Source organism: Yoonia maritima, from assembly GCF_002933395.1.
Lineage (GTDB): Bacteria > Pseudomonadota > Alphaproteobacteria > Rhodobacterales > Rhodobacteraceae > Yoonia > Yoonia maritima_A.
In genome coordinates this window covers 746,283-765,799 of the sequence record NZ_PKFN01000008.1, presented here as the reverse complement: position 1 = coordinate 765,799, position 19,517 = coordinate 746,283, and the positions used below count along the sequence as shown (strand labels likewise).

The 19,517-nt window shown below is 54.8% G+C and carries 24 protein-coding genes; 18 read left to right on the top strand and 6 right to left on the bottom strand.

Translation table 11 applies throughout. The features are described from left to right. Positions 1-5: 5 nt before the first annotated feature. Genes cbiB through CYQ09_RS10380 form a run of 3 tightly spaced genes read right to left on the bottom strand, consistent with a single transcriptional unit; the run spans position 6 to position 2,205 of the window. Complete coding sequence (gene cbiB / locus CYQ09_RS10390) at positions 6-902, bottom strand: adenosylcobinamide-phosphate synthase CbiB (protein ID WP_106745298.1); 897 nt, start codon at positions 900-902, stop codon at positions 6-8. Continuing rightward, positions 899-1,834 (bottom strand): threonine-phosphate decarboxylase, encoded by a 936-nt coding sequence (locus tag CYQ09_RS10385; RefSeq protein WP_106745297.1) that lies wholly within the window; start codon positions 1,832-1,834, stop codon positions 899-901. Before CYQ09_RS10385 ends, cbiB begins: the two co-directional genes overlap by 4 nt. After that, the gene (locus tag CYQ09_RS10380) at positions 1,831-2,205 is read right to left on the bottom strand and encodes a DUF1636 family protein (protein ID WP_106745296.1); all 375 of its coding nucleotides are present in this window, start codon (positions 2,203-2,205) and stop codon (positions 1,831-1,833) included. Before CYQ09_RS10380 ends, CYQ09_RS10385 begins: the two co-directional genes overlap by 4 nt. 210 nt (positions 2,206-2,415) lie before the next feature. On the opposite strand from CYQ09_RS10380, the gene CYQ09_RS10375 reads away from it, so the two are divergent. After that, entirely contained in the window at positions 2,416-2,796 is a 381-nt protein-coding gene (locus tag CYQ09_RS10375; protein ID WP_106745295.1) for a response regulator, read from the top strand. Here the strand turns inward: CYQ09_RS10375 and CYQ09_RS10370 are convergent. Continuing rightward, positions 2,771-3,745, bottom strand: a complete 975-nt coding sequence (locus tag CYQ09_RS10370) for a glutathione S-transferase family protein (protein ID WP_106745294.1) — start codon at positions 3,743-3,745, stop codon at positions 2,771-2,773. The two genes, CYQ09_RS10375 and CYQ09_RS10370, sit on opposite strands and share 26 nt — an antisense overlap. 172 nt (positions 3,746-3,917) lie before the next feature. Between CYQ09_RS10370 and CYQ09_RS10365 the strand changes: the two genes are divergently transcribed. The 10 genes from CYQ09_RS10365 (at position 3,918) to CYQ09_RS10320 (ending at position 13,273) form a co-directional block, all read left to right on the top strand. After that, entirely contained in the window at positions 3,918-4,694 is a 777-nt protein-coding gene (locus CYQ09_RS10365; RefSeq protein ID WP_106745293.1) for an HAD-IIB family hydrolase, read from the top strand. A 16-nt stretch (positions 4,695-4,710) separates the two neighbouring features. Next, a complete protein-coding gene (locus CYQ09_RS10360; protein WP_106745292.1) occupies positions 4,711-5,931 on the top strand; it encodes a glycosyl transferase in 1,221 nt (406 codons plus the stop codon). 204 nt (positions 5,932-6,135) lie between these two features. After that, positions 6,136-6,357: a DUF6732 family protein gene (locus CYQ09_RS10355; protein WP_106745291.1), complete on the top strand. Its 222-nt coding sequence runs from the start codon at positions 6,136-6,138 to the stop codon at positions 6,355-6,357. Further along, positions 6,354-7,574, top strand: coding sequence for a sirohydrochlorin chelatase (locus CYQ09_RS10350; RefSeq protein ID WP_106745290.1), 1,221 nt, complete (start codon positions 6,354-6,356; stop codon positions 7,572-7,574). The genes CYQ09_RS10355 and CYQ09_RS10350 overlap by 4 nt, the downstream gene beginning before the upstream one ends. A 65-nt stretch (positions 7,575-7,639) precedes the next feature. Continuing rightward, the gene (locus tag CYQ09_RS10345; protein ID WP_204353926.1) at positions 7,640-8,275 is read left to right on the top strand and encodes a precorrin-8X methylmutase; all 636 of its coding nucleotides are present in this window, start codon (positions 7,640-7,642) and stop codon (positions 8,273-8,275) included. After that, positions 8,268-9,470, top strand: coding sequence for a precorrin-6y C5,15-methyltransferase (decarboxylating) subunit CbiE (gene cbiE, locus CYQ09_RS10340; protein ID WP_106745288.1), 1,203 nt, complete (start codon positions 8,268-8,270; stop codon positions 9,468-9,470). The genes CYQ09_RS10345 and cbiE overlap by 8 nt, the downstream gene beginning before the upstream one ends. Positions 9,471-9,516: 46 nt before the next feature. Then, the gene (cobI, locus tag CYQ09_RS10335; protein WP_106745287.1) at positions 9,517-10,218 is read left to right on the top strand and encodes a precorrin-2 C(20)-methyltransferase; all 702 of its coding nucleotides are present in this window, start codon (positions 9,517-9,519) and stop codon (positions 10,216-10,218) included. Further along, the gene (gene cobJ / locus CYQ09_RS10330) at positions 10,209-12,014 is read left to right on the top strand and encodes a precorrin-3B C(17)-methyltransferase (protein ID WP_106745286.1); all 1,806 of its coding nucleotides are present in this window, start codon (positions 10,209-10,211) and stop codon (positions 12,012-12,014) included. The genes cobI and cobJ overlap by 10 nt, the downstream gene beginning before the upstream one ends. A 52-nt stretch (positions 12,015-12,066) precedes the next feature. Next, positions 12,067-12,834, top strand: coding sequence for a precorrin-4 C(11)-methyltransferase (gene cobM / locus CYQ09_RS10325; RefSeq protein ID WP_106745494.1), 768 nt, complete (start codon positions 12,067-12,069; stop codon positions 12,832-12,834). Positions 12,835-12,925: 91 nt separating this feature from the next. Further along, positions 12,926-13,273 (top strand): hypothetical protein, encoded by a 348-nt coding sequence (locus CYQ09_RS10320; protein ID WP_106357897.1) that lies wholly within the window; start codon positions 12,926-12,928, stop codon positions 13,271-13,273. 7 nt (positions 13,274-13,280) lie between these two features. On the opposite strand, the gene CYQ09_RS10315 is transcribed toward CYQ09_RS10320, so the two are convergent. After that, a complete protein-coding gene (locus tag CYQ09_RS10315) occupies positions 13,281-14,450 on the bottom strand; it encodes a MalY/PatB family protein (RefSeq protein WP_106745285.1) in 1,170 nt (389 codons plus the stop codon). Positions 14,451-14,561: 111 nt separating this feature from the next. Between CYQ09_RS10315 and def (CYQ09_RS10310) the strand changes: the two genes are divergently transcribed. From def (CYQ09_RS10310) to CYQ09_RS10285, 6 genes are all read left to right on the top strand, one after another. Next, the gene (def, locus tag CYQ09_RS10310; RefSeq protein WP_106745284.1) at positions 14,562-15,083 is read left to right on the top strand and encodes a peptide deformylase; all 522 of its coding nucleotides are present in this window, start codon (positions 14,562-14,564) and stop codon (positions 15,081-15,083) included. A 4-nt stretch (positions 15,084-15,087) separates the two neighbouring features. Then, positions 15,088-15,549 carry a peptide deformylase gene (def, locus tag CYQ09_RS10305; RefSeq protein WP_106745283.1) on the top strand — a complete coding sequence of 154 codons (462 nt, stop codon included), beginning with the start codon at positions 15,088-15,090 and terminating at the stop codon, positions 15,547-15,549. Continuing rightward, positions 15,546-16,046, top strand: a complete 501-nt coding sequence (gene def / locus CYQ09_RS10300; RefSeq protein ID WP_106745282.1) for a peptide deformylase — start codon at positions 15,546-15,548, stop codon at positions 16,044-16,046. The genes def (CYQ09_RS10305) and def (CYQ09_RS10300) overlap by 4 nt, the downstream gene beginning before the upstream one ends. Before the next feature lie 70 nt (positions 16,047-16,116). Continuing rightward, on the top strand, positions 16,117-17,016 hold the full coding sequence (fmt, locus tag CYQ09_RS10295) for a methionyl-tRNA formyltransferase (protein ID WP_106745281.1): 900 nt from the start codon (positions 16,117-16,119) through the stop codon (positions 17,014-17,016). A gap of 69 nt (positions 17,017-17,085) precedes the next feature. Beyond that, positions 17,086-17,895 carry an aldo/keto reductase gene (locus tag CYQ09_RS10290; protein WP_106745280.1) on the top strand — a complete coding sequence of 270 codons (810 nt, stop codon included), beginning with the start codon at positions 17,086-17,088 and terminating at the stop codon, positions 17,893-17,895. Then, on the top strand, positions 17,892-18,320 hold the full coding sequence (locus CYQ09_RS10285; RefSeq protein ID WP_106745279.1) for a VOC family protein: 429 nt from the start codon (positions 17,892-17,894) through the stop codon (positions 18,318-18,320). Before CYQ09_RS10290 ends, CYQ09_RS10285 begins: the two co-directional genes overlap by 4 nt. 155 nt (positions 18,321-18,475) lie before the next feature. Here the strand turns inward: CYQ09_RS10285 and CYQ09_RS10280 are convergent, their stop codons facing one another. Further along, positions 18,476-18,829 carry a winged helix-turn-helix transcriptional regulator gene (locus CYQ09_RS10280; RefSeq protein ID WP_239495904.1) on the bottom strand — a complete coding sequence of 118 codons (354 nt, stop codon included), beginning with the start codon at positions 18,827-18,829 and terminating at the stop codon, positions 18,476-18,478. A 97-nt stretch (positions 18,830-18,926) separates the two neighbouring features. On the opposite strand from CYQ09_RS10280, the gene CYQ09_RS10275 reads away from it, so the two are divergent. Further along, positions 18,927-19,502: a flavodoxin family protein gene (locus CYQ09_RS10275; RefSeq protein WP_106745277.1), complete on the top strand. Its 576-nt coding sequence runs from the start codon at positions 18,927-18,929 to the stop codon at positions 19,500-19,502. The last annotated feature ends 15 nt before the right edge of the window (positions 19,503-19,517 follow it).

Below are 19,517 nucleotides of genomic sequence, written 5' to 3'. Positions count from 1 at the left end.
CGCCATCAGATTATAGAGATCAGCAAGGCGAGGCATAGACCCAGTGCCCATGTTTTCCAAAGTGCGTCGACGGCTTGATCCACGTGCACGGGCGTTAGGTCACGTTCGCCGCCTCCGTTTACATAGGGGAAATCATGCATTTGCCCATCATAGCTGCGCGGTCCACTTAGTGCGATGTCCAGCCCATGCGCCATAGCTGCCTCGGGCCAGCCGGCGTTGGGGGATCTATGGCGCGGAGCCTCTTGTAAAATTGGCTGAATGCCCGGACGTTTCGTGACAGCCCAAATGAGCAAGGCAGTCAGGCGTGCGGGGATCAAATTCAGCACATCGTCTAGTCGCGCAGCTGCCCAACCAAATTGTTCGTGTCGTTCAGTGCGATAGCCAATCATACTGTCGGCCGTGTTTGTGATTTTATAGATGAGTAAGCCCGGAAGCCCGCCGATGGCGAACCAAAACGCGGGCGCGATGACGCCGTCAGACAGGTTCTCGGCGGCGCTTTCGATTGCGGATCGTGCGATGGCAGCTTGGCCCATTTCGTTTGTATCGCGCCCCACAATCATTGCCACTGCCATGCGACCATCCCCCACCGATAGGCGCAACGCGTCGCCCACGGCTTGGACATGCTGGACGAGTGATTTTTGTGCCAAGAGCACGGCGATGATTGCGATGTCGACAACGGCAGTAGGGATGGATTTTAGCACCCAGCCCAAAAGACCAGCCAGCAGGCACACCCCCATAACAACGGCTGCACCTTTTACGCGTTTGTTATCGCCTGTGTTGAATGTTTTGTCACACCAGCCGATCAACCGTCCCATCAGTATTGCGGGATGTGGCACCCGCGACCACAGCAATCGCGGTTCGCCGATTACAGCATCAAGTAACATACCAAAAACAAGTATCAAAACGCTGATTCCAATTGTGCCCAGCGGTGCGTGGCGGGCAAACCTAGCCGAAGCCAATCAGGTGCATACGGAAAACTGCGTGACCAAATATGGTTTTGGGCAAGCTGATGTTGGGTCTCTGTTGCATCTTTTACTTTGTACAATCTGAACAAGGTTGTTCCCCCGATCAATTCAGCACCCTGTCCAGTGATCAGAGCATCCAGCCGCACGGAATCTGCGGTCAACCGTGCGCGCGTTTGGTTCGCCCACGCCGGATCAGAGAGCGCGACCGCCCCAATCGTGAGCGCTGGCCCCGAAATCTGCCATGGTCCAAGTAGATCGGTCAGCTTTGCGATAATGGCAGGATCGCCGATCGCAAACCCAAGCCGCACCCCGGCAAGCCCCCAGAATTTACCAAAGCTTTTCAGAACTACGGTGCCGGGACGTCTGGCTAAATGGATAAGCGATTGATCCGGAGCGACGTCGCCAAAGCTTTCGTCGATGATCGTAAAGGGCGTGTCTAAGTCAGAGGCTTTCCAGATGCGTCCGTCGGGGTTGTTGGGATGTACGACAACCATTGCATCTTGGGGGGTGTCGTTGACGTTCCATCCAGCCGCCTGAAACGCGGCACCATGTTCATTGTAGGTCGGGCCGGGAATATACACGCGGGCAGAGGGAACTGTATGAGGTAACGCGGCAATTATCGCAGAGGCGCCCGTTGCACCAATAATCGCTGCGTCTTTTGGGATGTTCCAAAAGCTACGTGCAAAATCGTATAGTCGCGCAAATGCGGCTTGGTCCGGGAGAGCGGTCCACGTGTCGTTTGAAAACGCTGGAAGCGGATAAGGTATTGGGTTGATGCCCGTCGATAGGTCCAGCCAATTGGACCGGGTGCCGCCGTAAGTCGCAATTGCAGCATCAAGCCCGCCGCCATGGTCGCGTTTTTGAGTCATTCGGTATCAGGGAGCGGTGGGTGACGGGTTATGAAATGCCCCTTCACGGCTTGTGGCCAATCGCGATAAGGAACTTGTCCTGTTTCGCTTTTGTGGTGGGATATCGCGTAAGCTACGATGCCAGATGCCGCTTCTGTTGTGGCTTCGAAATCACCCAAGGTATAGTTCAGCTTGTCTTTGCCTTGGATCGCGATGTTGCAGCCGCGTTTGCAACCCATAAGGCAGGATACGCGACGTGTTTTAACCCCCGAGAGCCCCGTCGCAGCGGCTTCAATCAGGTAGGCAAGCGACTCACCATCGGTTTGGGACATATCCCCAGCATCCCAGCCTTCGCGTTTGCAGGTGTCGCAGATCGTGATCCAAGTTGTCATAAGTCATGCCTGTTGTTAATATTGCGGCATTTCAAGCGGATTTTTGCCAGAACCACAAGGATTACAAATCTTACCTGTCTTTTGGTACAGGGTGGATTGAATCATTAACTATTCATTAGGGATTTAGACAGACTTGTGATTAAGCGAGGTTCAATTTTCGAACACTTTTCGCGCTGAAGCGATATTATGTAGCCAATAATCGGAGCAAAAATGCACGTCTTGATCGTCCAGAGTAACGTAAACCTAGGCCAGCTGTGGAAGCGGCATCTAGAGCGTTTACGTGCGAGGGTGACCTTAGTGCAGACTGGTAAAGAGGCGCTTTGTGCGCTGGAAACAGATCATTTTGCAGTTATTGTGCTGGATTTGGTCTTGAGCGAGGGAAGCGCGCTCGCGGTTGCAGATGTTGCCCAGTACCGACAGCCAGATGCGAACGTTGTGTTCGTAACGGACACAACGTTCTTTTCTGATGGATCAATTTTCAACCACAGTGCCAACGCCCGCGCATTTATCGAAAGCGCGACCCCACCTAAAGATTTAGCCGCGATCGTCGAACACTATGGACAGCCTAACCCCGCCCGTGCGGAGCGTTAAAATCAATCTGCGGATTGATTGGAATGATCCGATTTGGGTTAATCGTGTCGTGGCTATAGTGATAGTGCCTTACGATATGATCCATGTTGACGGTGTCCGCGACACCGGGCCACTGATATAACTCCCGCGTAAAGCCCATCAGATTTGGATAATCGGCGATCCGTTTGCGGTTGCATTTAAAGTGCAGGTGATAGACGTTGTCGAACCGGATAAGCGTTGTCCAAAGACGCCAGTCGGCTTCGGTGATGGTATCCCCCATCAGATACCGGTTTTCGCTAAGCCGTTGTTCCAGCCAATCTAGGCTATCGAATAGCGGATATACGCCATCTTCATAAGCTGATTGGGTGGTTGCGAACCCCGCTTTGTAAACACCATTGTTAACTGTATCATAGATGCGTTCGTTTACGGTTTCGATATCGTTGCGCATGTCTTCTGGCCAATAGTCATCCGTATTACCGGTCAGGTCATTAAAGGCGCTGTTGAACATACGGATGATTTCAGCGGATTCGTTTGATACAATTGTCTGGCGTTTCTTATCCCACAAGATCGGAACGGTAACCCGTCCAGATATGTTTGGGTCGGCTTTGATATAGATATCGCGGGCAAAGGATGATCCGAATAGGTTGTCGCCCGTGGCCCCTTCAAAGTCGGTCGCAAAGGTCCAACCATCGGACAGCATGTCAGGATGCACAACTGATACGTCAATATGATCTGTCAAATCTTTCAGCGCTCGGAAGATAAGCGTGCGGTGTGCCCAAGGGCAGGCATAGGATACATACAAATGGTATCTGCCGCTTTCTGCTTCGAAGCCACCCGTCCCAGATGGACCAGCACTGCCATCAGCAGTGATCCAATTGCGAAATCCAGTTGTGGAACGAATGAATTTTCCGCCAGATTTTTTGGTGTCATACCATGCGTCATCCCAGACACCGTCGATCAACTGACCCATTTTGGTCTCCTTTAATTTGCTTTATGCATAGCTAGTCTATCTTCAAATTATGACAAACACCGTTTCGGGCGCAGTTATCGTGCGTGCGTGCACAGAGTGTAATTGCTGCACCTGCGAAAAGAATTTTGTACAAAGGGTTGCATCCCGCTGTCCGACATATGAACCTGTGATTATGAATGCATGTAATTCTCTTGTCGTTTTCTCTGATCTCGATGGGACGCTATTAGATCATCACACTTATTCTTGGTCCGCAGCGCGGCCCGCGCTGGATATATTGCGCCGGATCAATGCACCCCTTGTTCTTTCAAGTAGTAAGACAGCTGTTGAGATCGCTGAAATTCAAGCTGACCTTGGGATCGTCGGAACGCCCGCCATTGTTGAAAACGGCGCTGGACTGTTGACGGATCAACCTGATGACGCCGGCACATATGCGCAGCTTTTGAATGTTCTGAATGGTCTGCCTGATGATTTGCGTCAGGGATTCGAAGGTTTTGGCGATATGGACGTCGCGCGGGTATCCGAAATAACGGGGCTGGATGCTGCAGGCGCAAAATGCGCAAAGGCGCGCGCGTTTTCTGAACCGGGTCTTTGGTCCGGCACTGATGGGGGGCGGGCAGAATTCATCGCGGAGCTTGCCGCGGGCGGTGTTTCTGCACGCGAAGGCGGTCGTTTCTTGACGCTGTCCTTTGGCGCAACAAAGGCCGATGGCATGGCGCAGATCGTGGCTAGCCTCAAACCGGGTCATACAATTGCGTTGGGCGATGCGCCCAATGATGTCGAAATGCTAAATGCCGCTGATTTTGGCGTGATCGTCGCCAATCCAACCCGCCAGCCGCTATCCCAATTACCCGGCGAATCCACGGGCCGCATATTTCGCACCGCACAACCGGGGCCGGCCGGATGGAACGAAGCGGTCCTAAGGTTGGTTAGGCAATTAGGTTTACAATAAGAAAGAGAACAAGCTCATGGTCGATTTTCATCAGAACGGTAACATTGCCACGCTTCATAACCTGCGGACGCGATCACACGAAGAAATGACTTATGAGCTTGAGACATTTGCGCAGTCTCGCAAAATGTCGCTAATCTTGCCTTGTCTCTATTCAGAACTTGAAACCGACGCGATGCCAAACATCTTGGCCGAGCTGTCCAAAGTCACCTACTTACACCGGATCATCATTGGCCTTGATCGCGCGACCGAGGATCAGTTTCGTCACGCGAAAAAGTTCTTTGAGGGGCTAAACCAAAATCACGTCGTAATATGGAATGATAGTCCACGGATGAAGGCGCTAGAGGCACGGTTAGACACGCTTGGGCTTGCCCCCACTGAACAAGGCAAAGGCAAAAATGTTTGGTCGTCGCTTGGATATCTTATCGGCTGTCAGGATAGCGCTGTTATGGCGATCCATGATTGCGATATTCTGACCTATACGAACGACATGCTAGCGCGGTTGGTCTATCCGGTCGCGAACCCGACTTTTCCGTATCAGGTCGCCAAGGGGTATTATGCGCGGATTGGTAATGAAAAACTAAACGGTCGCGTGACGCGTCTACTGGTTAGCCCTTTGTTGATCGCGCTTAAGAGGGTGATTGGGGATCGCGATTACATCGACTACCTACGCAGCTTTCGCTATCCGCTGTCGGGTGAATTCGCGATGCGTACCAACATCTTGCCAGACCTGCGCATTCCATCTGACTGGGGCCTAGAAATTGGCGTGCTGTCCGAAGCATGGCGGAATCTCGCGCCCAAAGCCGTCTGTCAGGTCGAGATTGCAGATGCATACGACCACAAGCATCAAGAATTAAGTCCCGAAGATGCGGCCGCAGGGCTGAATCGCATGTCCACTGACATTTGCAAGGCGATCTTTCGCAAATTGGCGGCTGATGGCACGATCTTCACGGGCAACGTTTTCCGCACGCTCAAGGCGACCTATTACCGCAGCGCGCTGGATTTGTTGGACGCCTATTATAACGATGCACAGATGAATGGGCTGACGATTGACCGTCATTCTGAAGAACGCTCGATCGAGCTGTTCGCTGAAAATATCATGCGAGCCGGGCAGTTTTTCTTGGAAAACCCACACGAAACGCCTTTTATCCCGACGTGGAACCGGGTGCATTCGGCTGATCCCGATTTCTTGCGCGACATGCAGGATGCGGTCGCTGCGGACACGGCAGATTATAAATGACGCCGCGGACTGATCATTAACCGCCGCTTATCTGTTTGCTCCGGCGCGGATGGGTCTTTATACGAATCCTCAGACGAAGCCCCTTTCAGGGCCAGAACGGTTGGAGGCGCGGCGGTTGACCCAAAAAGGGGACCAAAGCACCACGTCGTCGAATCCCGCGCAGCGCGTGGGACTTCTGGTCGTGAACCGAAACGGAGAGACCAGATGCGCGTATTGCTTACACTAACCATGGTTATGACCGGTTCCGCCGCAGCCGCACACCCCGGCCATTGGGCCGAAGCTGCCGGCCACGATCACTGGATCGCGGGCGTTGCAATTGGTCTGGCAGGTTTGGCCGCAATCTGGGGTGCGATCAAAGGCAAAAAAGCCGACGACGACACCGAAGAAGCCGAAGACGAAGAAGAGATCGAAGGCGAAGCGGCATGAAAACTGGCGTTATGATCTGCGGTCACGGTTCGCGTAGCCAGTCCGCCGTCGATGAATTTGCGACGTTGGCGGAAAAGCTGCCTGCGTATCTGCCTGACGACTGGCTGACAGATTACGGCTATCTTGAATTCGCAAACCCAGTGATCCGCGATGGTTTGGACCGTCTGCGCGAAGCAGGGTGTGAACAGATATTGGCAGTGCCCGGCATGTTGTTTGCCGCGATGCACGCCAAGAACGATATTCCCACTGTGTTGAATACATACGCGACCAAGCATGGCATCAACGTGAGCTACGGTCGTGAATTGGGCGTTGATCCCAAGATGATCGCCGCTGCAGCTGGGCGCATTCAAGAGGCCGTCGATAAGGCGAACGCTGAACACGGTGCAATACCGCTTGCTGAGACATGTTTGGTTGTCATCGGTCGCGGTGCATCGGACCCGGATGCCAACGGCAACGTGTCCAAAGTCGCGCGTATGCTTCAAGAGGGCATGGGCTTTGGTTGGTGCGAGGTGGGATATTCTGGCGTGACTTTCCCGTTGGTCGAACCTTGCCTACAGCACGTTGCGATGCTGCCATACAAACGTGTCATCGTGTTCCCGTACTTCTTGTTCTCAGGCATCCTGATCGACCGTATCTACGGGTTCACCGATCAAGTTGCCGAAGAACACACTGGTATCCAGTTCATCAAAGCGGGCTACTTGGGGGATCACCCCAAAGTGCTTGAGACCTTTGCCGAACGGATCATGGAACAAAACAGCGATACTCCGCCGCCAAACTGTGGGATCTGCGGTTATCGTAGTCAAGTTCTGGCACTGGAAGACGGCCACACCCACAGTATCAGCGTCGAAGAACGCACCCATCCGGCCTTTGGCGCGGTGCCGCCGCCGACCTGCGTGCTATGTAAATATAGGACACAAGTGTTAGGGTTCGAGGGAGAGGTCGGTGCGGTGCAAGAAAGCCACCACCACCATGTCGAAGGGCAGGGTGCCAATGCACCCGGATCTAACGTCGAAGACTGTCAAATGTGCGATAAGTTCTGCACGGGTATGTGCCGTTTGGACATGGACCACCATCACCACGATGATCACCATCATCACGATCATGACCACAATCACCACCATCATCATGACCATGGCCACGATCACCACCACGCGCCTTATCCGCACGCTGACCACCCGCATGGGCCAGAAAGCGCGCGTAAAACGCGGAACAACTGACCTCGCTTTGGTCAAAATACTCCCGCCCGAGGCTCCGGCCCATCCACGATAATGAAAGCCTGATTTTGCGTCCCTACGAAAAAGACCCTAACACCATCTACGCGCAAAGCTTTGCGACTGTCCGTGCCGAGGCACGGCTGGAACGTTTTGCCGCCGATATGCGCCCGCTGATCACGCGTGTTATCCACGCATGTGGTATGGTCGAAGTCGCGGATCGTCTGGCGTTTTCGCCAAATGCCTATGCCGCTGGACATGCGGCGTTGCAGGCAGGTGCGCCAATCCTTTGCGACTGTGAAATGGTTGGGGCAGGTATTATCCGGCGGTATCTACCAGCAGAAAACAATGTCATCGTGACATTGAATGATGCAACGGTTCCTGCACGGGCCGCTGAAATCGGGAACACGCGGTCAGCCGCCGCAGTTGAACTGTGGAAAGATCACTTGGAGGGGGCGGTGGTTGCCGTTGGGAATGCACCGACAGCATTGTTCCATTTGCTTGAACTGATTGATGCGGGCGGGCCAAAACCTGCCGTGATCCTTGGCTTCCCAGTCGGGTTTGTTGGCGCGGCCGAGAGCAAAGCAGAGCTGGCTGCCAATCCACGCGGCTGTGAATTTGTCGCATTACGTGGACGTCGCGGCGGGTCTGCGATTGCGTCAGCCGCAGTAAATGCATTGGCAGCGGGGTTACCAGAAGATGTCTGATCCTTGGCTACACATTGTTGGTATTGGTGAAGATGGGCTTGATGGGCTTGTCCCGGCGACACGCGCCGTAATCGAGGCCGCAGAGGTTATCATCGGGGGTGAGCGCCATCATTCGCTTGCGGGAAACGTTAATGCTGAACGGTTAGCGTGGCCCTCGCCATTTGACGCAATGGTCGAGACGATTAAAACGCTGCGTGGTCGCCGCGCGGTGATTTTGGTTACGGGCGATCCGCTGTGGTTTTCGGTCGGTGCGCGTATTGGCCGTGCGATTGATCCGTCAGCAATCATCTATCACCCGCAGCTTTCAGCGTTTCAGTTGGCAGCGGCGCGGATGGGATGGTCTTTGCCGGATGTCGAAACACTGACCGTGCATGGTCGCCCGGTCGAACAAATGATTGCTTTTATCCAGCCCGACGCACGGCTTTTGGTGCTGACCACCGGTGCCGAAACCCCGGGTCAGATTGCACGGTTTTTGACTGACCGGGGTTTTGGCAAATCACGCATGACAGTGCTTGCCGCGATGGGCGGCAAGGACGAGGCGCGCTTTGATGGCGTTGCAGAAAGTTGGGATCATGTCGTCCCGGCGTTCAACACACTGGCGGTTGAATGTGTCGCCGCACCCGATGCCGCGCTTTTGCCGCGCGTTCCGGGCCTTGCGGACAATCTGTTCCAATCTGACGGCACCATGACCAAGCAAGAGGTCCGCGCAGCGACTGTCGCTAAGTTGATGCCGATGCGTGGTGCGTTGTTGTGGGACATCGGCTGTGGTTGTGGATCAGTCGCGATCGAATGGATGCGTGCCGCGCGTTACGCCCGGGCTATCGGGATTGAACCGCGCGCAGATCGCCGGGCGATGGCTGCCGCAAACGCACTGGCCTTGGGTGCGCCAAAGCTATCTATCGTTGAAGGCACCGTTCCCGCAGCACTGGATGGTCTAGAAGCCCCCGATGCGATCTTTATCGGTGGCGGACTAAGCCGCCCAACATTCGAGGCAGCGTGGGCTGCCTTGCGCCCGCTGGGTCGTTTGGTCGCGAATGCTGTGACGTTAGAAAGCGAAGCCGAATTGATCGCATTGCATAAAGAATACGGTGGTGACCTCGTGAAAATCGCGACCCACCGCGCAGAACCTATCGGTCGTTTGACAGGATGGCGCCCTGCGATGCCAGTTACACAGTGGAGCCTTGTGAAGCGATGAAGCGATGCCTCCGGCGGGAGTATTTCAACCAAAGCGAGGGTGGGCGATGAGTGGCGTTCTTTACGGTGTGGGGCTTGGCCCTGGGGCGCCTGATTTGATCACGCTGCGCGCCGCGCGACTTATCGAGTGCGCGCAGGTCATAGCCTACCCATCTTTGGCTGGTGGTGACAGTTTCGCCCGTGCAATTGCTGCTGATTTGATCGCGCCAGATGCGCAGGAAATCGTCATGGATGTTCCGATGACAGTGGAGCGTACACCGGCGCAGGCGGCCTATGATACGGGTGCCGCGCAAATCGCAGAGGCGTTGGATGCGGGTCGAGATGTTGTTTGTCTGTGCGAAGGTGACCCGTTCTTTTACGGGTCTTTCATGTATCTTTATGCCCGCCTATCCGACAAGTATCAGGTCGAGATCGTGCCGGGTGTGACGTCTATCACCGCTTGTGCTGCGCGTGCTGGAATGCCGCTGGCTGCGCGCAATGAACGGCTGACCGTACTGCCGGGGCCATTGCCCGAGGATGAATTGCGCACGCGTATCGAAGGTGCCGAAAGCGTGGTGATCATGAAGGTTGGTCGCCACCTTGCTAAAATTCGCGCTGTTATTGCCGACCTTGGTCTGACTGACACAGCGATGTATGTCGAACGCGCGACGCTTCCCCAAGAGGTGGTGCTGCCGTTGTCGGAGGCCCCAGAAAAGGCTCCGTATTTTTCAATGATTTTGCTGACAAAGGGGGCCGATCCATGGCTTTGAAACCAGTAGTTTTGGCCTTGTCCCGGTCAGGAGAGGCAACTGCCCATCGCGTGGCGGCTGCAATTGGCGCGCAAGTGCATGGCCGCGAGGGCCGTGTTAAAAAGGCTGATGCCTTTTTCCCAAATGCACTGGATCATGCGCGTGATTTGTTCGCGGCGGGTGTGCCAATTGTGGGTGTCTGTGCATCAGGTATTCTGATCCGCGCCGTTGCGCCGTTGCTGTCTGATAAAACGACCGAGCCACCTGTTGTGTCGGTGTCCGATGATGGTGGCGTTGTTGTTCCCCTATTGGGTGGACATCGCGGTGCGAACCGTCTGGCGCGTCAGATCGCGGATGCTTTGGGTGGTGATGCTGCCGTCACGACTGCAGGTGATGTTGCAATCGGCGTGGCCTTGGATGAACCGCCTGCAGGGTATCGTTTGCACAACCCCGAAGACGCCAAAGGCGTTATGGCAGCTTTGCTGGCTGGCGGCGGCGTGACGTTCACCGACGAGGAACTGTTTGATGTCACACTGCCCGAAGGTGGGGATGTCGAAATCCTTGTGACCGAAGCCGCAAGCGAGGGGAACGCAGGCAAGCTTGTCTACCATCCGCAGCGCTTCACGCTTGGGCTTGGCTGTGCGCGCAACGCGGATACCGAAGAAATGTGGGAGCATGTCCAAGGCGCGCTGCATGCTGCTGACGTGGCACCGGGGGCTGTGGCCTGTGTGGCGTCGATTGATCTTAAGGCTGATGAGCCTGCGATTATCGCTGTTGCTGCCCGACTTGGTGTACCTTTGCGGGTCTTTACCGCTGCTGAGCTGGAAGCGGAAGCTGGCCGTTTGGCGAACCCATCTGACGTGGTGTTCGCCGAAGTCGGCTGTCACGGTGTATCCGAAGGTGCGGCCCTTGCCGCTGCTGGTGCTGACGCGGAATTGTCTGTCGCGAAAAGCAAAACCGCGAATACGACCTGCGCGTTGGCACGGTCGGATGACCCTATCGTAAATATGCGGGGCCGCGCACGTGGAACGCTTTCGATTGTGGGGATTGGACCGGGGCAGGCGACTTGGCGCACGCCAGAGGTTTCGAAACTCGTGTCCGAGGCGGAAGAACTGGTTGGTTACGGGCTTTATATTGATCTGCTTGGGCCACTCGCAATTGGCAAGGAACGGTCTGATTTTCCGCTGGGGGGGGAAGAAGACCGTTGCCGCTATGCGTTAGAGCAAGCGGGCAAAGGCAAGAATGTCGCCTTGGTGTGTTCCGGTGATGCCGGGATTTACGCGATGGGTGCGTTGGTGTTCGAATTGCTAGATCGCGGTCCAGATCAGATGGGTGTTACGGACGCAGCCCGCCGGGTTGAAGTGATTTGTTCGCCGGGTGTCAGCGCATTGCAAGGTGCCGCCGCACGCGCGGGCGCGCCTCTTGGGCATGACTTCTGCGCGATTTCATTGTCGGATCTGCTGACGCCGCGCGAAGATATCGTGAAGCGTTTGAATGCTGCGGCTGAGGGTGATTTTGTGATTGCCTTCTATAACCCGGTGTCGATGCGTCGCCGGACGTTGTTGGCCGAGGCGCGTGATATTTTGTTGCAGCACCGCCCTGCAGATACGCCTGTGATGCTCGCGTCATCGCTTGGCCGACCAGAGGAACATCTGCGTTATCGCCGTTTGGAAGAATTGGAGGTGGATGAGGTTGATATGCTGACAGTCGTGTTGGTCGGGTCTTCGCATTCACGTCTGGCGCAGTTGGGAACGGGCCCTCGTATGTATACACCGCGTGGCTATGCTCGTAAAATTGATGGGGACCTGGCTGGGTGACGCGCTTTCGCTAATGCGAAAGACGCCCCAACCACCATCCCAAGGAGACAAGATGACAGTATTTTTTATCGGCGCCGGTCCGGGTGATCCGGAGTTGTTGACGCTTAAGGCAGCACGGTTGATCGGTGAATGCCCCGTGTGTTTATATGCAGGATCTTTGGTGCCAGACGCCGTTGTGGCCTGTGCACCTGATGATGCGCATGTGATGGATACCGCTCCAATGACGCTGGATGAAACCCATGCTGAAATTCTGGCGGCCCATGCAAAGGGGCTGAACGTCGCGCGCGTGCATTCGGGCGATCCATCGCTTTATGGTGCGATTGCGGAACAAATACGCCGGTTAAAGGCAGACGATATTGACTATCAGATTGTTCCCGGTGTTCCAGCCTATGCCGCAGCTGCTGCGGCGCTGGGGACTGAGCTAACGGTGCCAGAGGTTGCGCAGTCTATCATCCTGACGCGGATGTCGATGAAATCGACAGGCATGCCCGAGGGCGAGACGCTTGAGAATTTTGCCCGGACAGGTGCCACCTTGGCGATCCACCTTGGTATTCGTGCGCTACGCGAGATCGAGCGCCAGCTTGCGCCATACTATGGCGAGGACTGTCCTGTTGCGGTGGTATATCGTGTTGGCTGGCCGGATCAGCTGATTATTCGTGGCACGCTGATGGATGTCCGAGAGAAAGTACGCGCCGCAAAAATCACGCGTACCGCACTGATTATGGTTGGGCCCGCACTGTCAGATTCGAATGGCTTTCCGGATTCCGCGCTATATGATGCAGCTAAGCCACATGTGCTGAGGCCAGTACGCAAGCCCTAAGTTATACTAAATTCCTAAAGGATGCGTGGATTCGTTACTTGATGTTTACGAAAGCGTGCGCATTCTAGTAGGTGATTGGAAGGGGGCCATCATGTATGAATTTTTGCCAGAGGCAGTGCGTCTAGGATTAGAAGAAGCCCGTAAAGCTGCATTAAAACGCAAAGATCGGCTGTCGGTACACGACGGCGATGACACGTATCGGATACGTCGGTTCTGGGATGGGGGATTCGCCCTTGACCTTGATGCATCTGACCGATTGCGCGGACATGTCGATATTTATGACGGGCCAAAGCATCTGTATCAGTGTCTTGTCGTATCATCAGTCGCTGAAGATAATGAACGTGTCTTTGAATTCAAATGGCTTCGCCCAGTGACGGACCGGCCTGCAGCGGATTATGTCATGCCAGAGTTCGCCCCAGCAGGTCTGCTGGAGCGCTAAGGTATTCTTATTGAAGGTCGCTGAACGCCTTTTGCATCCGTGCGACGGCGTCTTCGATCTGTGCCTTTGGTGCGCCTAGGTTGAACCGTAGGAAGTTCTCGCCGCCTGTCCCGAACGTCGGGCCATGATTGGCCGCGATCTTGGCAGTTTGTTCAACGCGGTTGGTGAATTCTTCGCGGGTCATGCCTGTCCCTGAAAAATCGACCCACGCAAGATAGGTCGCCTCAAGCGGCATTGAGGAAAGGCCGGGGATCGCGTTGATCCCGGCGTCGAAAATCTTACGGTTCTCGTGCAAATATGCGCGCAATTCATCGACCCAAGCAGCCCCTTCGGGGGAGTAGGCCGCCGTGGCCATGTGCAGGCCAAAACTGTTTGCCGAAATGCCAAGTGCCGCCATCCGGCGGCCAAATTTTGCGCGTAGATCAGGGTCTTCGATGATGACATTGCCGGAATGGCTGCCAGCAATGTTAAACGTCTTTGTGGTCGCGGTCATCATAACGAGCCGGTCGACGCTGCCTTCGATGTGCGGCATTGGGATATGTGTCTGGCCCGGCATGGTTAGATCGTGGTGGATTTCGTCAGACACAAGGATCAGGTCGTGCCGTTTAGCAAAGGCTGCGACGCCTTCTAATTCTGCCTTTGTCCAGACGCGCCCGCCGGGGTTATGTGGCGAACACAGGATAAGCATCCGCTCATTCCCCAACATCTGCGCGTCATAGGCGTCAAAATCCATTTCATAGCGGCCATCGTTGTTGACCAATTCGCATTCGACAACTTGCCGGTTAGCGGCATGAATGACTCGTGCAAAGGCATGATAGACGGGGGTGAACAGCACGACGCCGTCGCCGGGTTGTGTAAACGCATCGATGCAAAGCGCGGTGCCGTTCACCAGACCATGGGTGGTGAAAATCCACGAAGGATCGATGGACCAACCATGCCGTTCCTGCATCCACCACTGAATGGCCGCGCGGTATTTGCTTTCGTCACCAAAATACCCATAGACGCCATGATCAACCATGTCTTGGACGGCTTGTTTGATTGGATCGGGCGCGCGGAACTCCATATCTGCGACCCACATTGCGATACCTTCATCGGCGGAAACACCATAGATGCTTTCCATTCCGTCCCATTTGACACAATGGGTGTTTCGGCGATCAACAGGGGTATCGAATGTCATGGGGCTCTCCTTGGCTGATTTGCGCAGGGTTGCGCAGATGAAGGGCCATGTGCAAGCGCGATATTGTACCCCCTGCTTGCGGTACACCGGGTTAGCGATTAGATCACCCGCATGGCATTACGAAATATCCTTATTCACCCTGATCCTCGGCTCAAGAAGGTGACAGCACCCGTCGCATCGGTGTCGGACGACATCCGTCGTTTGGCCGATGATATGTTGGAAACGATGTATGACGCCCCCGGTATCGGGCTGGCGGCACCACAGGTTGCGCAGATGCTGCGCATGATTGTTATGGATTGCGAAAAAGACGAAGACGCGACACCTGCGCCCATGGTTTTGATCAATCCGCAGGTCGTGTGGTCGTCAGATGAGCGCAGCGTCTACGACGAAGGCTGTCTTTCTATCCCCGATCAATACGCCGAGGTCGAGCGCCCCGCAGAGGTAGAGGTCGAATGGCTGAACCTTGACGGCAAAACCCAGCGTGAAAAGTTCGACGGGCTTTGGGCGACATGTGTGCAGCATGAGATTGATCACTTGGATGGGAAATTGTTCATTGATTATCTAAAGCCGCTTAAGCGCCAGATGATCACGCGCAAGATGCAAAAGCTGAAACGCGAAATGGCGCGGGGCTAGGGCGTTGGCCGTTCTGGACCTGCGTTTTGACGGCGATCCGGTGCTGCGCGAAGTTGCGACAGCGATCAACACCTTTGATGCAGCCTTGGCGCAATTGGCCGATGATATGCTGGAAACGATGTATGCCGCGCCCGGTCGCGGCTTGGCTGCGCCGCAGATTGGGATTAGCCAGCGGATTTTCGTGACGGATGTCACGTGGAAAGACGCCGAGCCGACACCGCTTGTCTTCGTGAACCCACAAATCATCGCACAGTCCGACGAAACGCAAACTGGGACCGAAGGTTGCCTGTCGATCCCTGACCGTAGTTTTGATGTATCGCGCCCCGTCTGGGTCGAAATGCGCTGGCAGTCAGTGGATGGCGCTATCCAATCTGCGCGGTTTGACGGCATGCAGGCGATTTGTGCCTGTCACGAATTGGATCACCTGAACGGCATTTTAATCACCGATACTGGGATAGAACTATGATGCACCGCCCTTATGTGATGTGGCCGCACGAGGTATTGCGCACGAAGGCCGCGCCAGTGACTGAGGTCACAGACGAAACCCGCGCCATCTGGGATGAGATGATCGTTGCGATGGATACGATGCCCGGTGTTGGGCTGGCGGCGCCTCAGCTTGGTATCGGGTTGGCATTGGCGGTTGTTGATGCGTCCGAGGGGCGTGGGCAGGCCGTGCGGATGGCGAACCCAGAAGTGCTTCACGCAAGTGTAGAGCCGCGCGTTCACGAAGAAGGCTCACCAAATTTGCCGGGTGTTTGGGCCAAGGTGTCGCGTCCGCGTGCTGTGACCGTTCGATTTTTGAACGAACAAGGCGTTCAAGAAGATCGCGATTTTGTTGGCCTTTGGGCAACCTCCGTCCAGCACCAGATTGACCATCTTGCGGGTAAGATGTTTTTTGATCACTTGACGAAAATGAAACGCGATATGCTGATTAAAAAGGCGCGCAAGCTGAACCGAGGTTAGGGGGCGATCAAATTTAGCTAAATTTGATCTATGCCGTTGCGCGAAATTGAAAGTAAGAAAGAGGTTCAAGATGCGTGTCGTCTTTATGGGAACACCAGATTTTTCGGTGCCAGTCTTGGATGCTTTGGTTGACGCAGGCCACGTCGTCGTGGCCGTCTATTGTCAGCCCCCGCGTCCAGCGGGTCGCGGCAAAAAGGACCGCCCAAGCCCCGTCCAGCAACGTGCAGAGGCATTGGGTCTGACTGTCCGATACCCGGTTTCGTTAAAGACGCCCGAAGCCCAACAAGAATTCGCAGCGCTAAATGCAGATATCGCGGTGGTCGTCGCATATGGTCTGATCTTGCCTCAGGTCGTTCTGGATGCACCTCGGCATGGTTGCCTGAACATTCACGCGTCTTTGCTTCCACGCTGGCGTGGTGCTGCGCCAATCCACCGTGCGATCATGGCAGGTGATGCACAGACAGGTGTCTGCATCATGCAGATGGAGGCCGGGTTGGATACAGGCCCCGTATTGTTGCGTGAGGCCTTTGACATCGGTGTCGAAGAAACCACCGGAGAGTTGCATGATCGCTTGTCTGCATTGGGTGCCGATCTGATCGTGCAAGCGCTAGACCAGTTGGATCAGCTTTCACCGCAGGTTCAGCCCGAGGATGGTGTGACCTATGCCGCCAAGATCGACAAAGCCGAAGCGCGGGTGGATTGGACGCAGCCCGCTGAAGTGGTTGATCGGCTTATTCGCGGCCTTTCGCCGTTTCCGGGTGCGTGGTGTGATGTTGCGGGCGAACGCGTTAAACTCCTTGGCAGTCGTACTGTCCCCGGCAATGCAGAACCGGGCACTGTTTTAGACGGCTTCACCATCGCTTGCGGGGCGGGCGCTGTTGAGATCACACGTGCGCAGCGACAGGGCAAAAAGGCGATGTCAGCCGAGGATGTGCTGCGCGGTTGGGATTTAGGGACACGTATGTCCTGACCTGATTTTCGGGACTTGGTTTACCATACGTAATCGTTATAGTCCCCTTTGATAAGGGGAGGATATCGCATGAAAACCATACCGCTATTGGGCTACGGCACGTGGAACAGGCCCGGTGATGCAGCCTATGATGGTACGCTGTCTGCCTTGCAGGCCGGGTATCGCCATATTGATGGCGCAGAGGGTTACCAGAACGAAGAACACGTCGGTCGCGCAATTGCCGACTTTGGCCTGCCACGTGATGACCTGTGGGTGACCACGAAGGTCGCGCCCGAAAGCTTTGGCCCCGGTCAAGTCCGTCCGCATGTTGAGGCATCGCTAGAAAAGCTGGGCGTTGGTCCGGTTGATTTACTCTTGTTGCACTACCCTTCGATCAACGACGAATATGAAATCGAAGACTACATGGCGCAATTCGCGGCGGTCTATGATGCAGGGCTTTGCCGCAACATCGGCGTGTCGAACTTTACAAAGCGATATCTGGATCGCGCGTTGGAATTATTGGGTGACCGCCCGATCCTTACCAACCAAGTCGAACTGCATGTATTCATGCAAAACAAACCCATCGTGGATTATTGCCGCGCTAAGGGCATTCCACTGACCGCGTTTTCACCGCTTGCGCGTGGTGCTGTTGTCGACGATCCTGTTCTGACGACAATTGGTGAAAACCATGGCGCAACGGCTAGTCAGGTCGCATTGGCATGGCTGTTGTCCGAAGGGCACATCGTCATCCCTTCATCGGGTAATCCTGACCGTATTCGTGAAAACCTAGCCGCCGCTGATCTGCAACTAACGCCAGAAGAACTAAAACGGATCGAGGGCCTAGAACGCGGCATGCGCCTTGTGAATGGCCCGTGGTGCCCAGAGTGGGATATCGCATGAGCACCCCGCCATTTTCGCTGGTCGGGATTGATCACGTGGTGTTCATTGTTGACGCCATGCCCAAAGCGCTGGCGTTTTATCACGATGTGCTTGGCTGCGTTCCCGGCTATTCCTATCCCGCGATGGGGATGGAGCAGGTATGGGCGGGTGCCGCACTGATTGTGTTGTGGGATGTAACTCATCCGGGTGCCGCCAGCGCTGTGCCACCCGTATCGGGCGGGCGGAACGTAGATCACGTCTGCATCGCCACCAGCCCTTTTGACGCGGATGACATGCGGGCGCATTTATCAGCGCACGGAGTCACGATCGACCGCGAAGCCCAACACGGCGGCGCGCGCGGTGTCGGGCATTCGTTCTACATCTTTGACCCGTTCGGTAATAAGCTCGAGATCAAAGGGCCAGCGGAATATCCTGACGGGCGATGAGTTTGACCGTCACCTAACCGCAGCTTTGCGCCCTCTTGTGCCGAAGCTGCGATGAAGATGTCGCTTGCACTTATTCGTTGAGCCGCAAAAATATTCGCGATTTCGGCCTGTGGCGCCCGTTTCGCATAATTATCCAAACCGAATTTGGAAGCTAGCTAGTGAGAGCACAGTTGATCTTCGCACTGTTCAGCTAGATCCCATTTTATGGAAAGGTCACTTAGCTGATTTAGAATAACGCGCAGTTCCAAACCACGTTCACTAAGCGAATAAGAAACTTCCGGAGGAATCGTTGGCTTGTAGTGACGTTCGACAAGTCCACAGCCTTCAAGCTTCCTCAATCGTTCTGTTAGCACACGCGACGAAATCCCTGGGACAAGTCTTTTCAGCTCTCCAAAACGAACTTTTTTGTAGTTGGCGAGGCGCCATAAGATATATGTCGTCCAAGGTCCTGAAATTATTTGTAAAAGGCTGTCCATTGGGCAGGAAATTGGGGCATCCGAAAACTTCATTTCATAAATTCCTCACCAGGTTACTTTAAGATACCTACTTTTATAAAATTATCAGAATAGCTAGCTGCTCGAAAGAACAAAATGAGGAGACGTTCAAATGACGAAGCAGGCGAAAATCGGAATTGTCTATCACAGCGGGTATGGTCACACGAAAGTACAGGCAGAATCCATTCTCGCGGGCGTTAGCTCGGTTGATGGTGTGCATGGACAATTGATCGAGGCAGAAGCGGCAGCGGCGAACCTAGACCCGCTTGACGATCTGGATGGTCTTGTTTTTGGGTCACCGACTTATATGGGCACTATCTCTGCTGGCTTCAAAGGATTCATGGATGCATCTTCAGCTAAATGGATGGAGGGTGCCTGGAAGAATAAGATTGCTGGCGGATTCACCAACTCTTCCAGTCAAGTTGGCGACAAAACTGGGACTCTGCAAGCCATGAGTGTCTTTGCTGCACAGCACGGGATGATTTGGGTCGGACTTGATCTCCCGCCTGGCAATAACTCGTCATTGGGTTCAGACGAAAACCTGAACCGTATGGGCGCAAGTTTAGGCGCGATGGCTCAATCAATGGCTGATCAAGGTCCTGATGAAACACCAACAAAGTCTGACAAGGACACGGCGCATTACTACGGCAGTCGTATTGCCGAAGCGACCTTGCGTTGGATGAACTGAGCAACAGCAGCCGAT